Source organism: Conyzicola sp., assembly GCF_046714715.1.
In the GTDB taxonomy this organism is placed as follows: Bacteria; Actinomycetota; Actinomycetes; order Actinomycetales; family Microbacteriaceae; genus Conyzicola.
In genome coordinates, this window is the sequence record NZ_JBKKAD010000099.1 from 1 (window position 1) to 25,111 (window position 25,111).

The window sequence follows — 25,111 nt, forward strand, 5'->3', positions numbered from 1 at the left end:
ATCGCGATGCTGCTGCCCTACCGCCTCTCGTGGTTCGCGCTCGTAGTCGGGCCGGCAATGTCGATCGCAATAGAGCTCGTTCAGGCGATCGCGTTCTCGGCGCGGTTCGCCTCCGTCGGCGACGTTATCGCCAACTCCACGGGCGCGTTCATCGGCGCCGGCCTCGCTTTCGCCCTACGTACTGTTGTGCGTCGGCTGGAACGCGAGACCGTCGGCGCGGCGCTTCGACAAGCTAAGCGACCGAGTCCCTAGCGAGCGACCGAACCGCTAGATATAGAAGTCGGGCGTGTGCGGAGTGCGGGACCGTGGCTTCGCGGGAGCACCCGTCAGCAGAGAGCCTTCCGGCGCATCCGTCAACACGACCGCGTGCGCGCCGACGACCGAGTTCGCTCCAATGACGACCGGACCGAGAATGCTCGCGCCCGTGCCAACGACGACGTGGTCGCCCAGCGTGGGATGCCGCTTGCCCGGCAGCGAAGTTCGACCGCCCAAAGTGACGCCGTGGTAGATCATGACATCGTCGCCGATCACTGCCGTTTCGCCGATCACGACGCCCATGCCGTGGTCGATGAAGAACCGGCGACCGATGACGGCTCCGGGGTGAATCTCGACGCCGGTAAGGAACCGGGTGAGCTGAGATACGACGCGCGCCAGCAGAAGCCACCGCCACTTCCACAGCCGGTGGGCAAGGCGGTGGCCCCAGATCGCGTGCAGTCCCGAGTAGGTGAGCCAGACTTCCAGCCCGTTTCGTGCCGCGGGATCACGGTGGCGGGCGGTGGCGATGTCCTCCCGGGTGCGGGAGAACGGCACGCTAGTCGACCAGGTCTTCGTAGAGAACGGTCGAGAGGTAGCGCTCACCGTAGCTGGCGTCGATCACGACGATCGTCTTGCCGGCGTTCTCGGGTCGGCCGGCGAGCTCGAGGGCGGCCGTGACGGTCGCACCGCTCGAGATGCCGCCGAGGATGCCCTCTTCGGCCGCGAGACGGCGGGCCATTTCGACGCTCTGCGTGATGTTGACGTCGATGACCTCGGCGTAGACCTCGCGGTCGAGAACATCGGGCACGAAGTTCGCGCCGATGCCTTGGATCTTGTGCGGGCCGGGCGCTCCGCCGTTGAGGATGGGGCTCTCGGCGGGTTCCACCGCCACTACCTGCAGGCCGGGCTTCTGTTCCTTGAGGTAGTTGCCCGCACCGGTGATGGTTCCGCCGGTACCGATGCCCGAAACGAAGATGTCGACGGTGCCGTCGGTGTCTTGCCAGATCTCGGGTCCGGTGGTCGCGCGGTGAATAGCGGGGTTCGCCTCGTTCTCGAACTGGCGGGCGAGAACGGCGCCGGGGGTCGAGGCCACGATTTCGGCCGCCTTTTCGACTGCGCCCTTCATTCCGGATGCGCCCGGGGTCAGCACCAGCTCGGCGCCGTACGCGCGCAGGAGTACGCGGCGTTCCTTGCTCATCGTCTCGGGCATGGTGAGGATCACCTTGTAGCCGCGGGCCGCGCCGACCATCGCGAGGGCGATGCCGGTGTTGCCGCTCGTGCCCTCGACGATCGTGCCGCCCGGCTTCAGCTCACCGCTCTTCTCGGCGGCGTCGACGATGGCGACACCGAGACGGTCTTTGACGCTCGCGCTGGGGTTGTAGAACTCGAGCTTCGCGAGCACCGTGGCGCCGAGCCCCTCGGTCACCTTGTTGAGGCGCACGAGCGGGGTCTTTCCGAAGATCTCTGTGATGTCGTTGTAGACGGGCATGCGTGTTCTCTCTCTAGACCGGTCGGCAAAGCGTTAGGCCAAGCTTAGGGACGCGATGAGTGGGCGGGGCCCGTTCTCCCTAATGTGACGTAACACGCTCACATAATGATTGACTCTACGAACGCTTCACCGGCCACTCGGTAAAGCGCCGCGCCCGCCCGTTCTCGAGCTCGATGAACCAGAGGTCGTCGTAGTCGGGTCGGTCGTCGAGATACTCCACGAACGCCTGTGCGACAGCCGTGTCATCCGCAAGCACACCGAGCACGCGCACATCGAGCTTCCAGACCTCGGGACTGTCCGGCTCCTCGATCCAGCCGGTGACGATCTCGTCGCGTCCGCGCCAGGGGTCGGGGTCGTTCGGGCGGAACTCATAGAGGGCGTCTTCGGTGAAGAGGGCGCCTATCTCGTCGGCGTCGTTGCTGATCCAGGCGGAACGGTAGGCCTCCACCCAGCGGGTCACATCGTCTGTCGTAGTCATGGTGACCGTTCTATCCGCGGCCACCGACACGCGCCAGTGGGTTGCGGCGCATCCGGCACCGTCGGTTAACGGCGAAAGGCGCCCACCCCTGAGGGATGAGCGCCTTGCGCTTCGACAAGCTCAGCGACCGTTAGGCAGCTCAGCGACCGAAGTGGCTACAGGGCGGCGAGGTCGGAGACGACCTTGTCGCCGGGAGCGGCCTGGATCATCTGCGCCTTGATCTCGGCCCGCTCGAGCAGCTCGTCCATCTTGCGACGACGCGCACGGGGGATGAGCGTGACGACGGTACCGACCTTGCCCGCGCGGCCGGTGCGGCCCGAACGGTGCAGGTAGGTCTTGTACTCCTCGGGAGCGTCGGCCTGGATGACGAGGCTGATGTCGTCGACGTGGATGCCACGTGCCGCGACATCGGTCGCGACGAGAACGTTGACGCGACCACTCGTGAGCAGCTGCAGGTTGCGCGTGCGGCGGCTCTGGTTGAGGTCGCCGTGGAGGCTCGTCGCGGGGATGCCGGCGTCTTCGAGGAAGTCGCTCATCTCTTCGGCGAACGCGCGGGTGCGGGTGAAGACCAGGGTCTTGCCCTCGCCCGAAGCGAGCTCGCGGATGAGTTCGCGCTTGTCGCGCTGCTCGATGAGCAGAACCTTGTGGTCGATCGTGGAGGAGGCCTGGTCTTCACCGGCGACCTCGTGAACCGACGGGTTCTTGAGGAACTGCTTCACGAGGGTGGCGACACCCTTGTCGAGGGTTGCCGAGAAAAGCAGCTTCTGGCCGCCTTCCTTGGTTTCCTTGAGGATGCGCTGCACGGGCTCGAGGAATCCGAGGTCGCACATGTGGTCGGCCTCGTCGAGAACCGAGACGATGACGTTCGAGAGGTCGAGGCGACCCTGCTCGACGAGGTCTTCGACGCGGCCCGGGGTCGCGATGATGATGTCGACGCCGCGCTGGAGGGCGGAAACCTGCTTGTACTGCGGAACGCCACCGACGATCGTGGTGGTGAACAGGCCGACGCTGCGGGCGATGGGCTGAACCGTGCGGTCGATCTGCATGGCGAGCTCACGGGTGGGGGCGAGGATCAGGGCGCGCGGCTTGCGGCCGGCCTGACGGTCCTTGCCACCGTTGTTCTCCATGAGGCGCTCGACGAGCGGTGCGCCGAAGGCGATGGTCTTGCCCGAGCCGGTCTTGCCGCGTCCGAGAACATCCTTGCCGGCGAGAACGTCGGGGATGGTCGCGGCCTGGATGGCGAACGGAGCCGCTGCACCCATCGACTCGAGCTGGCGAACGATGTTGGCGCCGAGGCCCAGGTCGCCGAAGGTCACACCTTCGACGTCTTTGGCCGTGATGACGGCCGCTTCGAGACGCTCGAGAACGACGTCTTCCTGCATGCCGCCGCCGGAGTGCGACTTGTTCGCAGCGCCGTCTTTGGCCGGGTAGTAGCTGGAGTCGCGGGCGGGACGCTCGGCGCGGTCGGCGTACGAGGGGCGCTCGGTACGTGCTCCGTACGAGGGACGCTCGGTGCGCTCTGCGCGGTCGTACGAGGGACGCTCGGTGCGGGCCGGGCGGTCGTTGTTGTACGAGGGACGCTCGGTGCGGGCGGGGCGCTCCGAGTTGTAGCTCGGGCGGTCGTTGCCGTACGACGGACGCTCGGTGCGGGCCGGACGGTCGGAGTTGTACGAGGGACGCTCGGTGCGGGCGGGGCGCTCCGAGTTGTAGCTGGGGCGGGCCGGGCGGTCGCTGTTGTAGCTCGGACGCTCGGTGCGGCCGGCGCGCTCGTTGTAGGGCGTGCGCGGCTGGCGGTCGTTCGTGGCCGGGCGGTCGCCGTAGCTGGGACGCTCGGTGCGGGCCGGGCGGTCGCCGTAGGCGGGACGCTCGGTGCGCGCGGGGCGGTCGGTGCTGTCGCCGTAGGTCGGACGCGCGGGGCGGTCGCCGTACGACGGGCGGGCCGGGCGGTCGTTGTAGGTGGGGCGCTCGTTGCGGTCGCCGTACGCGGGACGCGCGGGACGGTCGCCGTAGGCGGGACGCTCGGAGCGGGGTGCGCCATTGCTGCGGTTCGGGCGGTCGCCGTAAGCGGGCTTCTCGCGCGGGTTCCAGTCGGGACGGCGGTCGCCGGTCGAGGGGCGGTCGCCGGTGCGTGCTGCACGGTCGTCGCCGGTCCAGCGCTTCTTGGGTGCGCCGCCCTGGTCGGGGCGGGAGTTGCGGGCGTCGCCACCACGAGGGGTGTACGGCTTCTTGTTGTCGCGGTCCGACTTGTTGTAGTCAGGCTTGGAGTACGGGGACATAGTTCTTTCCTGGGTTGTTTCAGTTACGTGAAAGTACACGTGCAGATGCAAACGCGATTGTGGAGTACGCGTGAGTTGCACTTCTGAACCCGGGCAGTCTTTGACCGAGGCCGTCACATACATTCGTGTGATTTTTTCGCAGCGGATGCGCTGGAAAACCGGCCTCTAAGACTTACAAACCCATACACGCAGTGCGTGCTGTCTCGAGCCGACTTGTCTACGTTACTGCATGAGGCGAGCTTAAGCGAGCTTCGGCGTCATTGTGATCCGTCAGTCGATCGCAGCTTCGGGTTGGAGGTCGAGTGACGACTCGGCGTTCGTCTTGATTGTCAGATCCGCTCGGGAGAATAGGGCGAGCACGACCCACGCTGCTGGCGCGAGATCCCAGTGACCGGTCAAGTAGCTGGCGAGGCTCACCGCGATGAAAGAGCCAACCAGAAGAGGTGGCTGCTTGACGAAGGTGAACCAGAGGAAAGTCAGGAATAGGGCGACACCTACGATGCCTTGGCCGGCCCCCAGCTCGAGGATTAAGTTGTGAGCTCCGATTCCCATCGGATTGGCCACCGCGAGGGTGCTGGCCCCGGACCCGATGAAGAAGTGATCCAACCACCATTCCCGGGCGATCGGCCAGATGAGAAGGCGCCCGGACCACGTTCCCGTGGGACGACCCAGAACGTTTTCGACAACAGGCAGCAAACGGTCGATGACTCCCACTGCCAGTGTCAGAGCGACTAGAGCCGAGGCGACGACCAAGGCCCAGAGGGGCGGTCGTTTGAGGAACCGCGAGGCCAGCAACCACACCACGAGCAGCGCGAGCCCGACGAAACTCCCGCGCGAACCTGCCATGACAATGCCTATTCCGAGCAGAACCGTGACGACGGCGAGAATGGCGACCACGGCGTTGGTTCTATTCATCGCGGCCGCGAGCAGCACTACGACGCCGAAACCGGCGACGAACGCGTACCCCGCATAGTTCGCATTCACATCGATGAGATTAAGCCGCACGGTCTCGGGCTTCGAGACGCGCAATTCAATCAAGCGGCCGAGCAGTATCAGGCAGCCCGCCAGATAGCCGCCCGCCAAGATACCGAGCTGGAGCCGGTTTGTTGTCACGTATCGAGACACGATGAAGTACATCGACAGCGCCCCGCTCGTGACGGCGGCGCTGAACGTCACCGGGATGTTGATAGACCACAGTGAGGAGAGGGCGGAGAAAAAGACGATCCCCGTGGCGAGAATCGCGGGCACGTCGAATCGGAAGTTCAGCGGTCGGGACGCGAGAAATACGATCGCGGAAACGACGATCAGCGGGGTCGTCGTCGATAACGGAGAGAAAACGGTGATCGCTGCGACGATGGCCAGCGCGATAATCCGCCATTCTCTAAGGACCGTCATACGGCGATACTAACTGGCTTACCCACGTCGCCCCCCGCCCTCGCCTGCCCTTCTTCACTGTAGCGCCCGCGACTTAGGACAAGGGGGGACAGAAAGTGTGAATCCCGACAAGGCTCCACGCGAGCCCGCTCGAATATCCGACCTACCCACGAGGTAGTGCAACACGGTCTGCGCAATTCACAAAGCGCGCGGTTGCTCGTGACGACCATCATGTCGCCGTCGGAGGGGGAGGCATCGCGGGAGACATAGCTGCACCCAGACTCGCGTGACGCTACTGCATGACCCGCAATTGTGCCAGCTTCGTCTCCGAACAGACGGATGCCGCGACCACCGCCATGCGCAGGCTGCAGCCGCGGCATCCGCCCCTTTATGTCCGTCTACAGGTCGTCGCTGTGGCGCCCGCCGTCCCGGCAACCGTGCCGCCACGGGCCACCGGACACGTCGTCGACCCGCCAGATCTCGCCGTTCAGGGTTACGACGAAGGCCGTGTCGCGGATGAACTCGAGCGACGTCGGCAGATCGAGTTCGCTCACCACCGGGGTCATGGTGCCGTTGCGGTTGACGCGCAGCAGCTCGCCGCTGTCGGCGAGCGCGGGCGACCCGTCGGGCACAACGCCGGGCGAGTCACCCTGCGAGAGCCCGTAGAGCACGTCGCACTTGCCGAACTCCACGTCGATCATGAGGCTGTACCCGCTCGCGATCACCCGGGGCTCGGGATTGCGGGCCGAGAACGCCAGGATGCGGCCGGTCTCGGGGAGGTGTGGAACCGGCCCGGCCTCGGCCATGTAGACGGTGCGCCCGTCGACGGCGAGGCCCGTCGGCACCGTGTTGCCGAAGGTGGCCAGCTCGCTGATCTCGCCCGACCGCGACACCTTGAGCACGCGGTTGTGGTGGCCGTCGGTCACGAGGAAGCCCGACCGGGTGGCCTGCAGCGCGAACTGCAGACCCCGCGAGAGGAAGAAGTCGGTCTCCGGCGGGTTGGCCAGCGACCAGGCTCCGATGTCGGCGACGACCGTAAAGCTGGTCGGGCCGTCGACGCGGTAGATGCCGTCGACCGAGGTTCCGGGGCCGTTCGGGCCGGGTGCGTCGTCGCCGACGACCGTCACCAGCACGTAGGCGGTGCGCCCGACGAAGTCGATGTCGATCGCGCCGCCGATGCCGATCACCGAGGCGGGCAAGCCGCTGGCGTAGACCGAGGTCTCGCCCGTTCTCGGGTCGACCCGGGTGATCTGGCCGATCGCGCCCTCGGTCACATAGAGTGCGCGGTCGGGGCCGATCGCGCTGCCCGTCGCGCCTTGCAGGCCGGATGCGATGAGGTGCGCCTCCGCGACCGGTACGGGCGGGTGGTGGCCGGGCGATCCTCCCGTCGGTGCCGCCATTGCCGGGGACGTCGCCAACAGCGTCGGCACAACGAGTGCCGCCACTATCGCCGCGAACGCCCTTGTTCGCTTGATTGTCATGTTTTCCTCCGGTTGGTTTCACCACCGGTGGCATTCGTCGCTTCGGCGATGCTGCCGGCGTCGTGTCGCGCAGCTCGTCACGCGATGCCGCCCATCCTTCTCGGGGCCGGAGCGGGGCGTCAAGGGGACAGAATTGACGGATGCCGACGACCATCACCATCGAGGCCCCGCGCCAGCCCGACGTGCTCGAGCTCATGCGCGCCGCCGACGAATACGCGCTGAGCCTCTACCCGCCCGAGGCGTACCACAAGCTCGACGTCGCCGACCTCGAGCGGCCGGGCGTGACGCTGTTCGTGGCGCGCGACGACGGGCTGGCCGGCATCGTCGCGCTGGTCGAGAACGGCGACGGCTCCGCCGAAGTGAAGCGGATGTTCGTGGCCGAGACCCACAGGGGCCGCGGCGTCGCGGGCGCGCTGCTCGGGCGCCTCGCCGAGGCTGCCGCCGCGGCATCCGTCTCTGTCATCCGTCTCGAGACCGGCTGGGAGCAGCCCGACGCGATCGCGCTCTACCTGAAGCACGGCTACGTGCACATCCCGAACTTCGGCAAGTACGTCGGCGACGAGTCGAGCGTCTGCATGGAGAAGCGGCTCGCCTAGCGCCCCTCTATCGTCGTCGACCTGCCAAATGAAGGAGATTTCGCCGGCGCGGGCCGCGCATCCGCGAGAACGTGTGACTCGACCGCACTTTCTCCTTCATTTGGCAGAGAAGCGGCTGGGCTAGACCTCGAAGCGGGCGGTGCCGTCGGTCTCGACCGCGCTCATGACGCGTCCGCGCATGTCGACGCTGATCTCGGGCAGGGCGGTGAGGGGAAACCAGGCGGCCTCCGTGTTCTCGCCGTCGGCGGGGAAGGCGTCGCCCGAGACGTAGCTGCAGCGGAAGATGAGGTCGAGGTACTGCGACTCGTCGCCGTTCTCGTAGCGCACGGGGTCGGTGACCTTCACCCAGACGAGGGTGTCGACGCTCGCGACGACGTTCGCCTCCTCGAGGATCTCGCGGGCGGCGGCCACGGCCGGCTCCTCGCCCGGGTCGATGATGCCGGTAACCGGGGTCCACGCGCCGGTGTCGGAGCGCCGCACCAGCAGCACCTCGGTGCCGGTGATGCTGTCACCGTCGCGCAGCACCACCGCCGTGACTCCGGAGAGCCACAGCGGGTGGGTGCCGACCTTCTCGCGTAGGGCCAAGACGAAGTCGGGAGTTGCCATGCGTCGAGCCTAGGCGGTGGGCTCGGCGGTCAGCGCCTCGGCCTCGCGAGCGGCCCGCTTGTCGGTGCGGCGCTCCTTGGCGCCCTCGACCAGGTAGTACAGCACCGGCAGCACCACGAGCGTCAGCACGGTCGACGACACGAGGCCGCCGATCACGATGATCGCGAGCGGCTGCGAGATGAAGCCGCCGTGTCCGGTGAGTCCGATGCCGAGCGGCAGCAGCGCGAAGATCGTGGCCAACGCCGTCATGAGGATCGGGCGCAGTCGGCGCGAGGCACCGTGGATGATCGCCTCGCCCACCTTCATGCCGCGTTCGCGGTACTGGTTGATCAGGTCGACGAGCACAATGGCGTTGGTCACCACGATTCCGATGAGCATCAGCACACCGATGAGCGACGGCACACCGAGCGGGATGCCCGTGGCGACCTGCAGCAGGATCGCTCCGGTCGCCGCGAACGGCACCGACACGAGCAGCAGCAGCGGCTGGCGCAGGCTCTTGAACGTCGCGACCATCACCACGTAGACGATCAGGATGGCGATGAGCAGCGCGAGACCGAGCTGCTGGAACGCGTCGCCCTGCTGCGACGTGACGCCGCCGAGCTCGGCGCTCGCGCCGGCGGGCAGGTCGACCTCGGCGACGGCCGCGGAGACGAGCGACGAGGCGGTTCCGACGTCGTCGCTGCCCGGGGTGACGCTCACGGTCGCGCTGCGCACGCCCTTGATGGTGGTGATGCTCGAGGGGCCGTCGGCCTGCTCGACCGTGGCCAGGTCGGAGAGGGGCACCAGGCCGGTCGCCGTCGGAATCTGGAAGCCCTGGATCTCGGCGAGCGTCGTGGGCGCGTTCTCGTTATCGATGTAGATCGAGAGGGTCTCCTCGTCGATCACGACCGAGCCGCTCGCGCTCGGGTTCATCGCGGCGGTGACGATGCCGCCGACCGCGATCTCGCTGAGCCCGGCCTGTGCGGCCTTATCGCGGTCGACCACGATGGCGATGTACGGCTGCGTCACCGACAGGTTGCTCGACGCCTCGGCCACGACGTCGAGTTTCTCGACCTCGGCGAGGATCGCGTCGGCCGAGGTGGTGAGGTCTTCGGAGCCGTTGGCCGTGATGTTGATTTCGATATCGGATGACGCGAAGCCCGAGCTCGCCGCAGCGAGGCTGATCTCGCCCGCGTCGTCGATGTCGGCCACCGCATCACGCACGTCGGCCTTCAACTCTTCCTGGTCGACATCCGGGTCTGTAGTCAAGGAGAACGTGTTCGATCCTCCGCCCGAGAAGGCGGCGGTGAGCGAGCTACCGCTGGAGCCGAGCGAGAGCTGGACGGTCTCGACGCCGGGCAGGCCGATGAGCGCGTCCTCGACCTTCATGGCCGCCTCGTCGCGCACCTCGAGGCTCGAGCCGAGCGGCAGGGTCTGGGTCACGGTGAGCGTGTTCTGGCCGCTGTCGCCGATGAAGTTGGTCTTCAGCAGCGGGGTCACCAGCACGGTGAGCGCGAGCACCAGCACGGCCGAGAGGATGGTGACGAACGGGCGCTTCAGTGTCCAGCGGATGACCGGCAGGTAGGCCCGCTGCAGCGCGCTCGGGGTGTCGAGCTCGTCGGCGACCGGCTCGACACCGCCCGCGTGCTTGTGCACGGGCTTCGCCTTGAGGAACCAGTAGGCCAGCACGGGCACGATGGTGAGCGAGACGAAGAGGCTCGCGGCGAGCGCGATCGTCACGGTGAGCGCGAACGGGCGGAACAGCTCGCCCGTCACGTCGCCCACGAGTGCGAGCGGCAGGAACACGGCCACCGTGGTCACGGTCGACGCGGTGACCGCGCCGGCGACCTCGCGCACGGCAGTGAGGATGGCGGTCTTCTTGTCTTCGCCGAGGCCGAGGTGCCGCTTGATGTTCTCGATCACGACGATCGAGTCGTCGACGACGCGGCCGATCGCGATCGTCAGCGCGCCGAGGGTGATGATGTTGAGCGTGTAACCGGAGGCCTGCATGCCCACGAAGGTGATGAGCACCGAGACGGGGATCGAGATCGCCGTCACGAGTGTGGAACGGATGGAGAGCAGGAACACCAGGATCACGATGACCGCGAAGACGAGACCGAGCAGGCCCTCGACGGCGAGGCTGTTGATCGACTCCTCGATGAACGGTGCCTGGTCGAAGACCACGGTCAGCTCGGTGTTGCTGCCGAGCGACTCCTCGATCTCGGGGATGAGGTCTTGCACGAGCTTCGACACCTCGACGGTGTTGCCGGCCGGCGACTTCGTGACGGCGATGGTGAGCGAGGGTTCGCCGTCGACGCGGGAGATTCCGGTCACCGGGTCGTCGGCGATCGTGACGGTGGCGACGCTGCCGAGGGTGGTGGGGGTGCGGGCGCCGAGCAGCGGCAGGGCGGCGAGGTCGTCGGTCGACTGGATGCGCGAGCCGGCCTGGACAGTGAGGGTCTTGCCGTCTTCGGTGATCTCACCGGCGGGCAGCAGCACGCCGTTGTCGTCGAGCGCGTCGCGGATCGACTGGGTGGTGAGGCCGGCAGCCAGGAGTGCCGCGTCGTCGGGGGTGATGGTGACGCGCTGGGTGGTGGAACCGAGCAGGCTCGCGTCGCTGACACCCTCGAGCTGCTTGATGTCGGCGATCGCGGTGTTCTCGAGCTGCGCCGACAGGTCGCGCGGGTCGAGGTCGCTGGTGACGGCGATCTGGATGACGGGCAGGTCGCTGAGGCTGAAGGTGAGCACCTGCGTCTCCGCGCTCTCGGGCAGCTGCGACGACAGGCGGTTGATCGCGAGCTGAACCTTCTGCTCGGAGGTCGTGATGTCGGTACCGTAGGCGAACGATGCCGTAATGGTGGAGACGTTCGCGTTGGAGGTCGCCGTGGTTCCATCGAGACCGGGCACGCTCTGGATGGCGGTCTCGATCGGGGTCGACACGTCTTCGTTCACGACCTCGGGGCTGGCGCCGGGGTACGAGGTGACGATGAAGATCTGCGGCAGCGACAGCGACGGGATGAGCTCCTGCTTCAGCGAGGTGAGCGCCACACCGCCGAAGATGCCGACGACGACCGTCACGAGGGCGATGAGCGCGCGGTTGCGCAGGCTGAACACGGACAAAAGGTGCACGGGGCAGGCTCCCTGGGATTGTTGTGGGCGAAGCACAACGACGTGCGCTGCCCCAAATTATCCCTTGTCGCGCGCGCCGGCCACATACTCCCGTCGGATTATTTGTGCCACCGGCGCCGTACCACCGTGGTACCGACGGCGGCTATCGCCGACAGCAGCAGGACCAGCAGCAATGCGCGTGCCCGCGGGTCGTCGAGGGGCGAGATCGACGACGCGGCGGACGCCGACAAGACCTCGGGCCCGGCCCCGGCCTCCGGCTCCGCCGAACCGCCACTCGCGGCCACGGCACCCTGACGCGCCTCCTGGGTCGCATCCTGCGACGCATCGAGCGACGCGACCACCGACGATGCCGGCATTTCGACGAGTCCCTCCGCCAGCGGGAAGAGGCGGGAGAGCGGCGCGAAGCCGCGCGGGGTCGCGGCCACGGCGGGCCCGGCGGCCGGAGTCTCCGACAGGGTAGCGGTGGGCGACACCGAGGGAGCGACGCTCGGCGACACCTGCGGGGTCGGGGCGGGCGCGACATCCGGGCCCGGCGGCGTCTGGGTCGGCACCTGGGTCGGCGCCTCCTGCGCGGGCGGCGTCACGGCCGGCACCGGCACCGGCACGACCTCGATGGCCGCGAGCGTGGGCTGGTCGACGGCCGCCGAGAAGTCGATGTCGAGGTTGCCGCCGACCACCGTGACGGTGTTCTCGATCACCACCGCCGTCATCGGCGCGACCCGCGCGTTCAGGTCGAGCCCGGCGATCTCGGTGGCCCCGCCCTCGAGGTTGACCGAGAAGACGCGCTTGCCGTTGCCGCCCGCGCCTCCGCCAGTGGCGCCGTGGTAGATCTCGGCGAAGTGCAGCCGCACCGTGTAGGCGCCGTTCGGCACCGGGATGTCGTAGGAGTACGAACCCTTGTCTACCGTGGTGCTGCGCTCGTTGAGGTAGAGCACGTCGTTGGCGGTGCCGGCGATCTGGGTGACGCCCGGGTTGCTGTACGACTTGCCTCCGCCGCTGTAAAAGGAGTCGGCGAGCCAGGAGACGCCGCCCGTGGTCACGGCCGGTCCACCCGCGTTGATCCGCACGGTCGGCCCGGTCGCCGCGCGGGTGATGCTGGCCACCGCACTCGTCGCGGTGAGTCCGCTCGAGGCGACCGCGGTCACCCGGTAGTAGACCGTGCCCGCCGTGGCCGGCGCGGTGGTGTCGACGAACGAGAGACCGGCGGTCGGCACCGCGGTGAGCCGGGTGAACGGTCCGGCCGCCGCCGAGGCGCGCTCCACGATGTAACCGCTCACGTCGGCCGACCCGCTCGCCGCGAAGGTCACGGTGTTGCCCGACCCGGTCGCCGCGATGGCGACACCCGTGGGTGCGGCGGGAGCCGTGGCATCCGCAATCGTTCCCGGGATGATCTCGATCGCCGCGATCGTCGGCTGGTCGACCGTCGACGCGAAGTCGATGTCGAGGTTGCCGCCGGTCACCGTGACCCGGTTGGTCGTGATGAACGCGTTCATCGGCGCGACCCTGGTAGAGATGTCGAGCCCGCTGATCTCGGGCGTGCCCTCTTCGAAGTTGACGTTGAAGACGCGCTTGCCCGTTCCGACAGCTCCACCGCCGGTCGCCCCGTGGAAGATCTCCGCGAAGTGCAGCTTCACCGTGTAGACGCCGTTGGCGACGGGCACGTTGTAGCCGAACGACCCGGGCGCGGCGGTCGTGCTGCGCTCGTTCAGGTAGAGCTGGTCGTTCGTGGTTCCGCCGATCTGGGTGACCGCCGGGTTCGAGTAGACCTTGCCGCCGGTGGAGTAGCTGTCGGCGAGCCAGGTGACGCCGCCCAGGGTGAGCGCGCCACCACCGGTGTTGATGCGCACCGGCTGCTGCACGGGCGGTGCGATCGTGGCCGAGACCACGGCCGACGCCGGCGACTCCAGCCCGGTCGCCCCGACCGAGACCACCCGGTAGTAGGCGGTGGCACCGACGGCGAGGGCGCCATCGGTGTAGGCGCCGGTGGTGAGCAGCGAGGCGCCGCTGATGCGGGCCCACGGGCCGGATGCTGCGACCGAACGCTGCACGTAGAACCCGGGCGTGCCCTGCCAGGCCAGGTTCACCGCACTCGACGTGGTCGTCGCGACAAGCCCGGTCGGTGCCTGCGGCACGACCGCGCGCACGATCTCGATCGCCGAGATCTTGGCCTGGTCGACGGTCGACGTGAAGTCGATGTCGAGGTTTCCGTCGGTGAGGGTGACCAGGTTGGTGGTGACGAGCGCGGTCATCGATCCGACGCGGGCGTTGAGGTCGATGTTCGCCTGCTCGGCCGGTCCGCCCTCGAGGTTCACCGAGAAGACGCGCTTGCCGTTGCCGCCCGCGCCACCGCCGGTCGCCCCGTGGAAGATCTCGGCGAAGTGCAGCTTCACCTCGTAGCTGCCGTTCGGCAGCGCGAAGTCGTAGGCGAACGGTGCGAGGTTCGTCGTGGCGCTGCGCTCGGTGAGGTAGAGCGCGTCGTCGGTGGTTCCGCCGATCTGGGTGACGGCCGGGTTCGTGTAGGCCTTACCCCCGGTGAAGCCGGAGTCGGCCGACCACGTTCTACCGCCGACGGTGAGTGCCGGCCCGCCGGCGTTCACGCGGATCGACTGGGCTACCCCCGTGATGTCGGTCGAGGCGACGGCGCTCGGCGCCGACACCGCTCCGCCGGCCCCGAGCGCGATCACCCGGTAGTGCGCGGCGTTGCCGAACGGCACCGCCGAATCGGTGAAGCTGAGCCCGGTCACCGCGAAGGTGCTGATGGTGGTGAACGGTCCGGCCGCGGCGAGCGCACGCTCTACCCGGTAGCCGGTGACGCCGCTGCCGACGGGAGCCGTCCAGGCGACGGTCACGCCGTTCGCGTTCGGCGTCGCGGTGACTGCGGTGGGCACGTACAGCCGTGAGACGTCGGCCGACGCCACCGCGGAGGCCGCGGAGCTGCCGGACGCCGAGACGGTGGTCACCCGGTAGTACGTCGTCGACGTGAACGGGAGGGCGGCATCCGTCAGGCTTGTCGCGGTGATCGGCGCGCTTCCGCCGATGACGCTCCACGGTCCGGTCGCCGAGGTCGCGCGTTCGACGGTGTAGCCGGCGGCTCCGGCGACGGCGGTCCACGACACGGCGACGGATGCGCCCGCGACGGTCGCGGTGACTCCCGACGGCGCGGCCGGCGGGATCGGCGCATCGCCGACGCGCACGACCTCGATGGCCGAGATCGTCGGGTAGTCCACCCGGGCCGAGAAGTCGATGTCGAGGGTGCCGTCGGTGACGCCGACCGAGTTGGTCGTGACGTAGGCGGTCATCGGTGCGACCCGCGCGTTCAGGTCGAGTGCCGGGATCTCGGTGGCCCCGCCCTCGAAGTTGACGTCGAAGATGCGCTTGCCCGCACCGCCCGTGCCGCCGCCGGTCGCGCCGTGGTAGATCTCGGCGAAGTGCAGCTTGACCTCGTAGAGGCCGCTCGGCACGGGTATGTCGTAGGCGAACGCCGGTGCCTCGCTGCGCTCGGAGGTGTAGAGCGCGTCGTCGGTCGTTCCGGCGATCTGCGTGACCGCGGGGTTGCGGTACGCGGCACCACCCGTGAAGAAGGTGTCGGCGATGAAGGTGCGGCCGCCGGTGGTGACCGCCGCGCCTCCGGACTTGATCAGGATCGCGCGGCCGGTGACACCGGAGATGTCGACGGCACCCGAGGCGGCGGGAGTCGAGACGTTGCCCGACGCGTCGACCGCGATCACCCGGTAGTAGAGGGTGTTGGCGAAGGCCGGCAGCGCCGAGTCGACGAACCCGGTGGCCCGGATCGGCGTCGAGGTGAGGCGCGTATAGGTGCCGGTGGCGCTCGTCGCCCGCTCGACGTGGTAGCCGGCGAGGTCGGGTGCGACCGCGACCGCAGCGGGCCAGGCCAGGGTCACGTCGGAGGTGCCGACCGTGGCCGTGGGCGTACCCGGTGCCGTCGGTGCGACCGTGTCGCTGGATGCGACGGGCAGCACGTTCGTGATGAGGTACGCGTTGTCCTGGAAGTCGCAGTTCGTCGGAGCGATACCGCACTGGTTCGGCGAGCTCACGTAGTCGTGGCCGACGATCCAGGCTCCGGCGACGATCGCGCCGTTGCGGTCGCGCACCGGCCAGGTCTTCGAGGCCATGTACGCGATGTTGTTCGTGCTCTGACCGGCGACGATGATGCCGAAGTTGCCGGTCGGGCTCGTCGACAGCTGGGTCGGCGTCGCGGTCGCGGTCGGCGGCAGGATCGACTGTCCGTACGGTGCGGCGTGACGCGCGGTGGCGCCGTTGACGCTGACCACCTCGGTCTGGTCGCAGCAGCCGTGAAAAGCGGCGAGCTGGCGCACGTTCACGGGGAGGGTGGCGTCGGCGCGCTTCCAGAGCAGCGACCGCACCTCCTCGCCGGCGAGCGGCGAGGTGCGCATCTCGTCGCCGTTCTCGAGGGCGCCGATGTCGGTCGTCCAGCCGAACAGCTCGGAGATCTGCGGCAGCGTCAGTTCGCTGCCCCCCTCGGGAGCCGTCATGTAGCCGCCGCGCAGTTGCACGGTGGTGACCGGCTGGGCCGGGTCGCTCGAGGTGATCACGAGCTGCGCGGCGCGCACGCCCTTGCCGCCCGTGGTGGCGATGAACTTCACCGTGACCGGGGTGGACGCGCCGGGAGCGACGGTGCGAACGCCGGCTGGCGCATCCGTGATCTCGAACTGTGCACCCTGCGGTCCGCTGATCGTGATGCTGGAGATGCGCAGCGGCTTTGTGCCCGAGTTGGTCAGGGTGACCGTTGCGGTGTCGACCGTCTGGTGCAGCACGACGCCGCTGTTGATGCGCTGCATCACCAGCCAGTCTTCGCTGAAGCCGGGGATGGGAGCACCGTTGACGCGGGTGGCCTGCTCGTTGCGCAGCACCAGGGTTCCGCCGATGTCTTCGATCGTGAAGGCCACCGTGCGGGCGGAGGTGCGGGCGGCGGAGTCGACGGCGGTGACCACGAGGGTGTGGCTGCCGACACCGAGCGCGAGCGGGGCCGTGTAGGGGGTGGCCGCCGCGCCGTCGAGCGCGTAGCTGAGCGACGAGACCGTCGCTCCGCCGGCCGCCGTGGCCGCGAGTACCACGTTGGCCGGGCCGCTGGTCGAGCTGGCGCCGACGGCGGTGCCGTTCGAGGTGACGGTGATCGACGGGGCCGCGATCTCCGCGCCGGTGATGGTGATCCAGTCGACCTTGGTGTTCGTGCCGGTCGGGGTCAGCGTGAGCAAGCCGTCGCTGACGACCACCTCGGCGGTGCCGGTGGTGAACGGGGTCGTTCCCGTGGGCGTGAACGAGGTGATGACCGGGGTGCCCTCGATCGTGACGCCGTGCACCGAGTCGAGGAAGCCCGCGTCGCCCACCGAGACGGCCACCGTGTAGGTGCCGTTGGCGACCGAGTACTGCCAGACCCCGTCGGTGACGCCGTCGACCGGGCCGGCCTGGGTGAGGATGAAGGTCTGCCGCGTCAGGTCGCCGGTCGGGTAGGTGATGCCCTGCGTCGGCGCGTTGCGGTAGCGGGTGGCCGCCGAGCGGTCGGTGGCGACGCCGCCGGTGAACCAGCCGTAACCGCGGGCCGCGTCGAAGGCGGCGCCGGTGTCGGCGACCCATCCGGTGGGAGCGGTGACCGTGGAGGGCTGGAAGTTGACCTTCGTGCTGGCCCCGGCCGGCGGAGGCGTTTCGAGCCCGTCGCCCTTGATCGACACCCAGTTGATCTTCGTGTTGGTTCCGGTGCCGGCGATGGTGAGCTTGCCGTCGGTCACGGTGACCATGCGCTTGCCGGTCTGGAAGGGGGTGGTGCCGGTGGGCGCGAACGTCGCGACGACGGGCTGGCCCTCGGCGGTGACGGTGTGCACCGAGTCGAGGAAGGCGGAGTCGCCGACCGATACCGCGACCTCGTATTCGCCGTCGGGCACCTCGTACTCCCAGACCGCGGCCGTGGGGGCCTGCAGGTGGGCGCCGGACCGCAGCAGCGGGTCGGCCGGGAAGGCGATGCCGGCCGTGGGGGCCGGGCGGTAACGCAGGAAGGTGGAGCGATCCACCGGGGCGCCGGTCGCGGTGACCCAGCCGAAGCCGGCGGCGTCGGTGAACGCGCCACCGACGTCGGCGGTCCAACCGTCCGTCGCCGGAGCGTCCGGGGTGCGGAAGTTGACCTTCACCTGTGCGCCGTCGGTCGGGTCGTCTCCGCCGCCGTCGGTCACCGGGATCACGTCGATGTAGCTGATCTTGGTGTTCTGGCCGCCGCGGGAGTCGACGGTGACGAAACCGTCGGCAACGGTAACGACCTGCGTGACCGTCCTGTGCCTGGTCGCTGCACCGGCGGCGCCGCTCGGGGTGAAGCGTTCGATGAGCGCGGTGCCCTCGACGTTGATCTGGTGGATCTCCACGTCGGTCTGCGGGGCCGGGTCGCCGACCGCCACGGTCACGGTGTACTGGCCGTTCGGCACGGCGAGCTCCCAGAGCGCGTCGATCGGGGTGCCGTTGAAGGTGCCGGTGACGTCGGAGCCCTGCATGTGCATGAAGGTGTCGAGGCGCTGGTCGGTCTGGCTGGTGGCGCGGTCGCGACCGTTGCCGGCGGTGCCGCCGACGGACAGGTCGACATCGTTCTCGGTGACGTCGTTCTTCCAGCCGTACGACAGGCTGGTGCCCTGGCCGGCTCCGGTGCGCAGGCTGAACGCCTGGCCGTAGTCGCGCAGGTAGCCGGTCGGAACCGCGGCGGTCGCCGTGGTGAAGTCGACACGCACGCCGCCGTCGACCGAACCGGTGTCGGTGGCCGGCTTCACGCCGGTGACGAGGAACACGTAGTCCTGATAGTCGCCGTTCGAGGCGTCTTCGAAGGCCACGATGTAAGAGTTCGTCATTATTGTGCCCGCGCGGTTCTTCGCCGGGTAGATGCGGGCGCGGTGGGCGATGCCGGTGTTCAGGCGGTCTTCTGTGAAGCCCGTGCGCTGGAAGGTGTTCGAGTAGTAGTAGAAGCCGAACTTCGCGGCGCCCGGGTCGAAGCTCGGCACGGTGCCGGGGCTCGACGGCGGCAGCAGCGACTGGTATCCGCTCGTGTCGATCGATCCGAGCTTCACCCGCTCGGCCGTCGAGCCGTCGCCGGTGTACCAGCCGAACGGCAGGTCTTCCTTCGGGGCGTACTGCGCCAGCGGGGTCATGGTCGGCGCCGCGGTGCCGCTCTTCACGAACAGCGGTTCGAGAATCTCGTCACCCTTCGCGGTCGGCTGCACGCCGCCCTCGAGGTTGGTCCAGCCGACGTTGATCGCATAGCCGAGGGTGCCCATCACGTTGGCGAAGGTGGGCTCGTTGCCGCCCTCGATGCCGTTCATGGTGAGACCGAACAGCCCGACGTTGACGGTGCTGTCGCCCGCGGTCAGCCGCAGGGTGGTGGCACGCTGCCCGACGGTGGCGCTCGGCTTGAAGGTGACGTTGAGCACGGCAGACCCCTGCGGCGCCAGGGTCGTGTTGCCGCCGGTGACGATGAACTCACCGGTCTGGCCGCCGGTGAGCGTGTTGGCGAGCGCGATCGGCTTCGAGCCGTTGTTGGTCACGGTGACCGACTTGGCCGCGCTCGTGCCGTTCTTCACCGCCGAGAAGACGAGTTCGTCGACCGAGCTCGAGATCGCCGCGGCCTGCTGGCTGGCCGGCACGCGCAGCAGGTAGAGGCGCTGGTCGCCCCCGCTGCGGTCGTACTGGTTGACGTAGAGGTTGCCGTTGCTCTTGTCTTCGACGACCTCGAGCGGGTCGTTGAACCCGTCGACGCCGCTCATCGTCGTGTTCGCGACGCCGGTGATGCCGACCGAGGTCTGTGCGCCCAGGATCTTGCCGCTCGTCGAGTCGGGCTGCAGGAAGATGAGGTCGTTGTTGTTCGAGAAGCGGGTGATCAGCAGGCGGCCCTTGAGCTGGCCACCGAACGTCGCACTCGTGTACTCGAGAGCGCCGTTCGGCGACTTGTTGAACTCGAAGTCGTACGCGACGCCGCGATAGTTCGGATCTGCCGCAGTGCCGAGCGGGTACTTGACCTCTTTAGTTCCCGGAGCGTCGGGGGTCGCCGGGTTGTTGCCGGCATTGAGAACGAATTCGCAGCGCTCGGGGTTCGGGTGGCCGTAGTAGCCGCCGGCCACCACGTCGAAGAGCAGGTCGCGCTGGGTGGCGATGTTGCCCTGGGGCGGAACGGTGCCGCCGGTGTAGCCGCGGCGCACACACTGCGCGGTCACGTCTTTGCCGTTCACGGTCGAGAAGCCGGGGATGCCGGGCGCCGCGGTGCGGGTGAACGTGCCGTTCGGGTTGGCCGTGACGCCGGGGGTGTTCGCGCCGCCGGCGGTGCCGTTGGTCGCCACATAGAGATGGTCGTTGGAGTGCCAGACCAGGTCGTAGGCATTGCGGATGCCGCTCGCATAGATCGTGAGCGGAGCACCTGCGGAGTACGGCGAGTACGTTCCGCCGTCGGCGGTCTTCACGTTGATCGCCGCCCCGCCGTTGGCGGCGGTGGCCACCTGCGGGTTGGCGGGGTCGAAGGCGAGGGTGGCGGCGGTCAGCAGCTGCTCGCCGCGCTGGCCCCAGGCGTTGTCGAGGTCACCCGACGCCTGGTTGGAACCCTGCTGGAAGTAGATGCGTCCGTCGGGGCCGTACGCCATCGAGTTGGTGAGGTGGTCGGAGAGCGAGCGCGGGAGGCCTTCGAAGACCGGGCGGTCGACCTGCAGCCTGTCGCCGGAGAGCTGGTGGATGCTCGAGACCCACTGTCCCTGCTCGCTGAAGTTCGCGGTGGTGCGGGTCACCCAGACCTTGAGGTTGTCGGCGGTGGCCGATTCGTCGAAGAGCAGGCCGATGTGCGCGACGCCCTCGTAACCCAGCGATTGCGGTTCGCCGAGCGTGCCGTCGGCGGCCACGTCGAAGCGGAAGATGCCCTGCCCGATGGTGGTTCCGTAGAGCTTGCCGTCGGGACCGAAGGCGAACGAGGCCCAGAACTTGCCGCGACCGGTGGGCAGCTCGACCTTCTGGAATCCGACACCGGTGAGCGGCGTGAACTCGCCGCTCGCGCCGGTCTCGCCGGATCCGGTGGTGAACAGCGACGAGAACGGCACGAACGGAACCCCGAAGTTGTCGGTGACGCCGCTCGTCACCTCGAACCGGTACTGGGTGTTCGGGGCGAGCGGGGTGGTGGGGGCCAGCGAGATCACGTCGTTGCCGCCGGACGAGCCGACGGTCGTCGGAACCTCGGCGCCACCGGCGACGGCATACAGGTGCACGTTGCCGGGAAGCGACGACGGCTTCAGACCGATGCCCGCGTAGGGCACCTTGATGGTCGCCGAGACGCCGGCGTTCACGTCGTGGCCGGTCACCCGGTTCTCGGGCAGCACGGTGTCGACGTGCGGCGCGCGTGCCAGCCCGACGACCTCGATATAGCCGATCTTGGTGTTCACGCCGCCGCGGGCGTCGATGGTGAGTTTGCCGTCCCAGACGCCGACGGTGGTGGTGACGGTGGAGTACTGGGTGGCGTCGCTGCCGACGAACCCGTTGACCCCGAGGCTGCCCTCGACGTTCACGACGTAGTTCGAGTCGTAGGTCTCGGCGCCCTTCTCGTCGCCGACGCCGATCTTCACCGAGTAGAGCCCGTCGGGTACGGCGAGCTCCCACATGCCCTCGGTCTTGATGCCGTTCGTTCCGGTGCCGCCGTTGGCGTCGCCGTACTGCATGTGCATGATCGAGTCGAGCAGCGCGGGGATACCCGCGCGCTCGCGGTCGCGGCCGTTGCTGACGAGGCTCAGTTCGTGGCCGTCGGTGTCGAGCCAGCCGTAGCTGAGGGTGCCGGCGCCCTGCGTCGCGCCGGTGCGCAGGCCGTAGGCCTGGCCCCAGTCGGCGACGTAGCCGCTGACGGGTGCCGCGTTCGTGGCGGTGAAGTCGACCTTGACGTTCGTGGTGTTGGGCACGTTCGGCACGGCGACGACCTCGTTCGACGCTGTCGAGGCGTTGCCGGCGAGGTCGACCGCGACCACGACGTAGAAGTAGGTGGTGCCGTTGGTCACCGTGCCGTCGGTGTAGCCGGTCGAGGCGACGAGCGCGCTGCCCGAGACCGGGGTGCCGGTGGTCGCGACCGCGGGTTCGGTCGACCGGTAGACCCGGTAGCCGGCCAGGTCGGTCGACGCGGGAGCGGCCCAGACCAGCTGCACCGAGCCGCCTCCGGCGGTGGCGGCGAGACCGGTGGCCGCGAGCGGCGCCTCGGTGTCGGGCACGGTCGAGATCAGGGCGGTAGCCGGGGCGGAGGGCAGCGAGGCGTTGTCCGCGTCGTCGACCGCGACCACGACGTAGTGGTACTGGGTGTCGGGCTCGGCGGTGGTGTCGACGAACGAACGGGCGGTGAGATCCTGCGTTCCGCTCAGCGGTGTGCCCGTCACATCCACAGGAAGGCTTTCGCTTCTGAACACACGGTATCCGACAGCGTCGGTCGAGACGGATGCGGACCACCCGATCTCGATCTCGTCGTCATCCGCCGTCGCAGAGATCTCGGCGGGGGCGGTCGGCGCCTCGGTGTCGCTGCTGGTCTTGACGATGTCGACCTCGATGGCCGCCTCGTTGTAGCCCTGGTAATACTCGACGACGACGAGGTGGCTGCCCGCAGACAGGGCGACCTCGGCGGAGTACTGCTCGGTGGCGCTCTGGTCGCTCCACTCGTCGATGATGCGCTCGCCGTCGACGCTCACGCGTACGCCGTCGTCGGCGCGGGCGGTGAACTCGAAGGTGCCCTTGCCCTCGTTGATCGCGCGGGTGAACCGCGCCGAGTAGAGGCTCGAACCGACGCCGGCCGGGCCCTCGCCCACCCCGAACTCCTGGTCGATCTCGTCGATGCAGGCGCGCTTGGTCACGACTCCGGCGAGGCTGGTGCCGGCGAAGTACTCCGACATCCACTGTCCGGGCGGGCAGGCGGTGATGGTCTTGGTAAAGGTGACCTTCGCCGAGGCGTCGTTGAAGCCCTGGTAGTACTCGACGACGATCTCGTGCGGTCCGTCGCCGAGCGGCACCTGCACGACGCGGGTCTGGTCGGCGGACTGCGCCGTCCACGCGTTCAGCACGAGGGCGCCGTCGACACGCACGCGCACGCCGTCGTCGGTGCGGGTGGTCAGCTGGTAGCTGCCGGCACCCTCGTTCACGGTCTTGCTGAACCGCATCGAGTACTGGTTCGGACCGTCGAGACCCACGGGGTAGGTGCCTCCCGTGAACGACTGGTCGATTGCGCTGACGCAGGTGATCGACTTGGGGGTTCCGGCGAGCGCGGTGCCGCCGAACAGCTCGGCCTTCCAGGTGCCCGCCGCGCAGAGCTGCGGCGGGGTCGGCTCTTCGGCCTCGGGCACAACGACCTCGAGGGGAGCGGAGGGCGCCGAGTCGCGGTCGTCTCTGCTGGTCGCGGCGACCACGTAGAAGTAGGTCGATCCGGCCTCGGTCGTGAGGTCTATGTAGGCGGGTTCGGTGACCGTGGCGAGCGGGGCTGCGCTGGTGTCCACCGCCGAGGTGGTGCCGCGGTAGACCTTGTACGAGACGGCAGACTCGGCGGCCTGCCAGCCGAGACTGACGTCTTCGCCGTCGATCGTCGCGGCGAGGCCGGTCGGCACGGCCGGGGTGATCAGCGTGAGCGCCGTGCGGTAGACCTCGAGGTAGGCGAGCTTGGTGTTCGCGCCGGCCACCGCGTCGATGGTCAGGGTTCCGTCGGCGACGGTGATGTCGGTCGTGGCCGCCTCGTCGTACTGGCGGGCGGCGGTGCCGACGAACGGCGCCACGACGCGCACGCCCTCGGCGTTGATCACGTGCGTGCTGTCGTAGCCGTTCACGATGCCGTCGCCGCTGTCGCCGACGCCGGCGACCACGGTGTACACGCCGTTGGGTACATCGAGGCGCCAGCTGCCCGCCGTCGGGTTGGCGGCGAGCTGGAGGTGGATGATCGAGGCGAGACGCGGGTCGGCGGCCTGACCCGAGACGGCGCGGATGCGCGTCGACGCGGTGAGATCGAGCGGTGCGCCGTCGGGTCCGGTCCAACCCGATCCACGAGCAGCGGTGTAGGCCGAGCCGTCGTCTTTCGTGTAACCGGCTACGGGGGTTCCGGCCGCGGTGGTGAAGTCGACGCGGGCGACCGGGTCGCCGGCGGGGACGGACGAACCGGCCGGCCCGACGGCCGCGGCGGGCGAGGTGTTGCCGAGGGCGTCGACCGCGACGACGGCGTAGTGGTAGTTGCTGCCGCCGAAGGTGGCGACGTCACGGAACGTTGTGGCGGCGATCGGGGTCGCGCCCGAGAGCGGGGTTCCGGTGAGAGCCACAGGCGAAGTGGCGGAGCGGTAGACCCGGTAGCCGACGACGTCGGTGTCGGCCGGTGCGGTCCAGCCGAGATCGACGGTCGAGGGGGTGCCGGATGCCGCGAGCTGCGAGGGTGCCGCCGGCGGGGTGACATCGACCTCGGCGTAGGCGAAGTTCTGGAACGCCCAGGCCAGCGGGGTGGTCTCGGCCATGTTGCGCTTGGTGCCGAAGACGCCACCGAACGCGGTGACCGTCGAGTCGGCGGGGCGGGTGGTCGGCGCCAGCAGCGCGCCCGAGAAGAACGCGGCGGGTACGTCGGCGAGCGTGCCGACGGCGACCGGCGCGGCGGTGCCGACCCGGTAGGTGGCGCTCACGCGGCGGTTGATCGAGTCGACCAGCAGGTTCAAGGTGACCGGGCCCGCGGCGAGAGCGGTCTGGGTCGTGGTGATAGCGACCTGGTCGACGCTCGGCGCCGGCAGCGAGACGTCGTTGATCTCCTTGGCGAGTTGCACCTGCCGTCCGCCCGTGTCGGTGTTGGCGGCGATCACGAGCTTGATGTAGTTCTTGTCGTCCGCCCCGAACCAGAGCCCGCCCTGCGCGAATCCGGTGGCGACGGGACTCGTCACCGTCGTCGTGAGCAGCAGCGCCTTGCCCGCCGAAGCGAGGCCGACTCCGAGCGTGTTGTCTTGGTTGTTGTTGGTGCCGTTGGCGATGCCCTTGGTCGCGTTGATTGTCAAGGCGCCTCCGCCGACGGTGATGTTCGCCGGGAGGTAGTACGGCGAACTCGCCGCGGCGCTAGACGGCTGCACCGCCGTGAGCCCGGTGCCGATACCGGCCGAATCGGGCAGGCCGCCGGCCTCCGCGTCGAAGGTGAGTTCCAGCGACCCTGCCGCGGGAGCAAGCTCGCCCCAGCCGATCGGCGAGTACGGCGCTGCAGCCCAGGCGGCCGGGTCAGCCGGCACGTCAGCGGCGGCGATGGCGCTAGCGGGCGTGGCCTGCAGCAGCGAGCCGAGCAGGGCGGCGAGCACCACAGAGGCGGGGATGAAGGCGGTGCGGCGCGCGAAAAAGGGTCGCGTGAAAAGCGGCATGACAGGTCCGTTTCGGGTCGAACCGATCGCGCCCCGCCCACGACAACGTGGGCACGGCAAGTTCGGGTAAAG

Annotated in this window: 11 protein-coding genes; 2 read left to right on the top strand and 9 right to left on the bottom strand. The window is 68.7% G+C overall.

The genetic code is table 11. The features are described 5' to 3' along the window. Positions 1-252: VanZ family protein (locus tag ACLQ6X_RS07640; protein WP_411699575.1), on the top strand; the 252-nt coding region annotated here is incomplete at its 5' end. A gap of 15 nt (positions 253-267) precedes the next feature. Here the strand turns inward: ACLQ6X_RS07640 and epsC are convergent. The 6 genes from epsC to ACLQ6X_RS07670 all read right to left on the bottom strand — a co-directional run bounded on the left by epsC (position 268) and on the right by ACLQ6X_RS07670 (position 7,353). Continuing rightward, positions 268-810, bottom strand: coding sequence for a serine O-acetyltransferase EpsC (gene epsC / locus ACLQ6X_RS07645; RefSeq protein ID WP_411699576.1), 543 nt, complete (start codon positions 808-810; stop codon positions 268-270). A gap of 1 nt (position 811) precedes the next feature. After that, on the bottom strand, positions 812-1,744 hold the full coding sequence (gene cysK, locus ACLQ6X_RS07650) for a cysteine synthase A (RefSeq protein ID WP_411699577.1): 933 nt from the start codon (positions 1,742-1,744) through the stop codon (positions 812-814). A gap of 115 nt (positions 1,745-1,859) precedes the next feature. Further along, positions 1,860-2,222 carry a nuclear transport factor 2 family protein gene (locus ACLQ6X_RS07655; RefSeq protein ID WP_411699578.1) on the bottom strand — a complete coding sequence of 121 codons (363 nt, stop codon included), beginning with the start codon at positions 2,220-2,222 and terminating at the stop codon, positions 1,860-1,862. A gap of 155 nt (positions 2,223-2,377) precedes the next feature. Next, a complete protein-coding gene (locus ACLQ6X_RS07660; protein ID WP_411699579.1) occupies positions 2,378-4,498 on the bottom strand; it encodes a DEAD/DEAH box helicase in 2,121 nt (706 codons plus the stop codon). Positions 4,499-4,768: 270 nt separating this feature from the next. Then, a complete protein-coding gene (locus ACLQ6X_RS07665; protein ID WP_411699580.1) occupies positions 4,769-5,893 on the bottom strand; it encodes an O-antigen ligase family protein in 1,125 nt (374 codons plus the stop codon). 377 nt (positions 5,894-6,270) lie between these two features. Continuing rightward, positions 6,271-7,353: a ScyD/ScyE family protein gene (locus ACLQ6X_RS07670; RefSeq protein ID WP_411699581.1), complete on the bottom strand. Its 1,083-nt coding sequence runs from the start codon at positions 7,351-7,353 to the stop codon at positions 6,271-6,273. 140 nt (positions 7,354-7,493) lie between these two features. Here ACLQ6X_RS07670 and ACLQ6X_RS07675 point away from each other — a divergent pair, with 140 nt between their 5' ends. Beyond that, positions 7,494-7,949 carry a GNAT family N-acetyltransferase gene (locus tag ACLQ6X_RS07675; protein ID WP_411699582.1) on the top strand — a complete coding sequence of 152 codons (456 nt, stop codon included), beginning with the start codon at positions 7,494-7,496 and terminating at the stop codon, positions 7,947-7,949. 120 nt (positions 7,950-8,069) lie between these two features. Here ACLQ6X_RS07675 and ACLQ6X_RS07680 read toward each other — a convergent pair whose 3' ends face one another. The 3 genes from ACLQ6X_RS07680 to ACLQ6X_RS07690 all read right to left on the bottom strand — a co-directional run bounded on the left by ACLQ6X_RS07680 (position 8,070) and on the right by ACLQ6X_RS07690 (position 25,039). Continuing rightward, positions 8,070-8,555 (bottom strand): NUDIX hydrolase, encoded by a 486-nt coding sequence (locus ACLQ6X_RS07680; RefSeq protein WP_411699583.1) that lies wholly within the window; start codon positions 8,553-8,555, stop codon positions 8,070-8,072. A 9-nt stretch (positions 8,556-8,564) separates the two neighbouring features. Beyond that, complete coding sequence (locus ACLQ6X_RS07685; protein ID WP_411699584.1) at positions 8,565-11,663, bottom strand: efflux RND transporter permease subunit; 3,099 nt, start codon at positions 11,661-11,663, stop codon at positions 8,565-8,567. A gap of 98 nt (positions 11,664-11,761) precedes the next feature. After that, the gene (locus tag ACLQ6X_RS07690; RefSeq protein ID WP_411699585.1) at positions 11,762-25,039 is read right to left on the bottom strand and encodes a malectin domain-containing carbohydrate-binding protein; all 13,278 of its coding nucleotides are present in this window, start codon (positions 25,037-25,039) and stop codon (positions 11,762-11,764) included. Positions 25,040-25,111 lie beyond the last annotated feature (72 nt).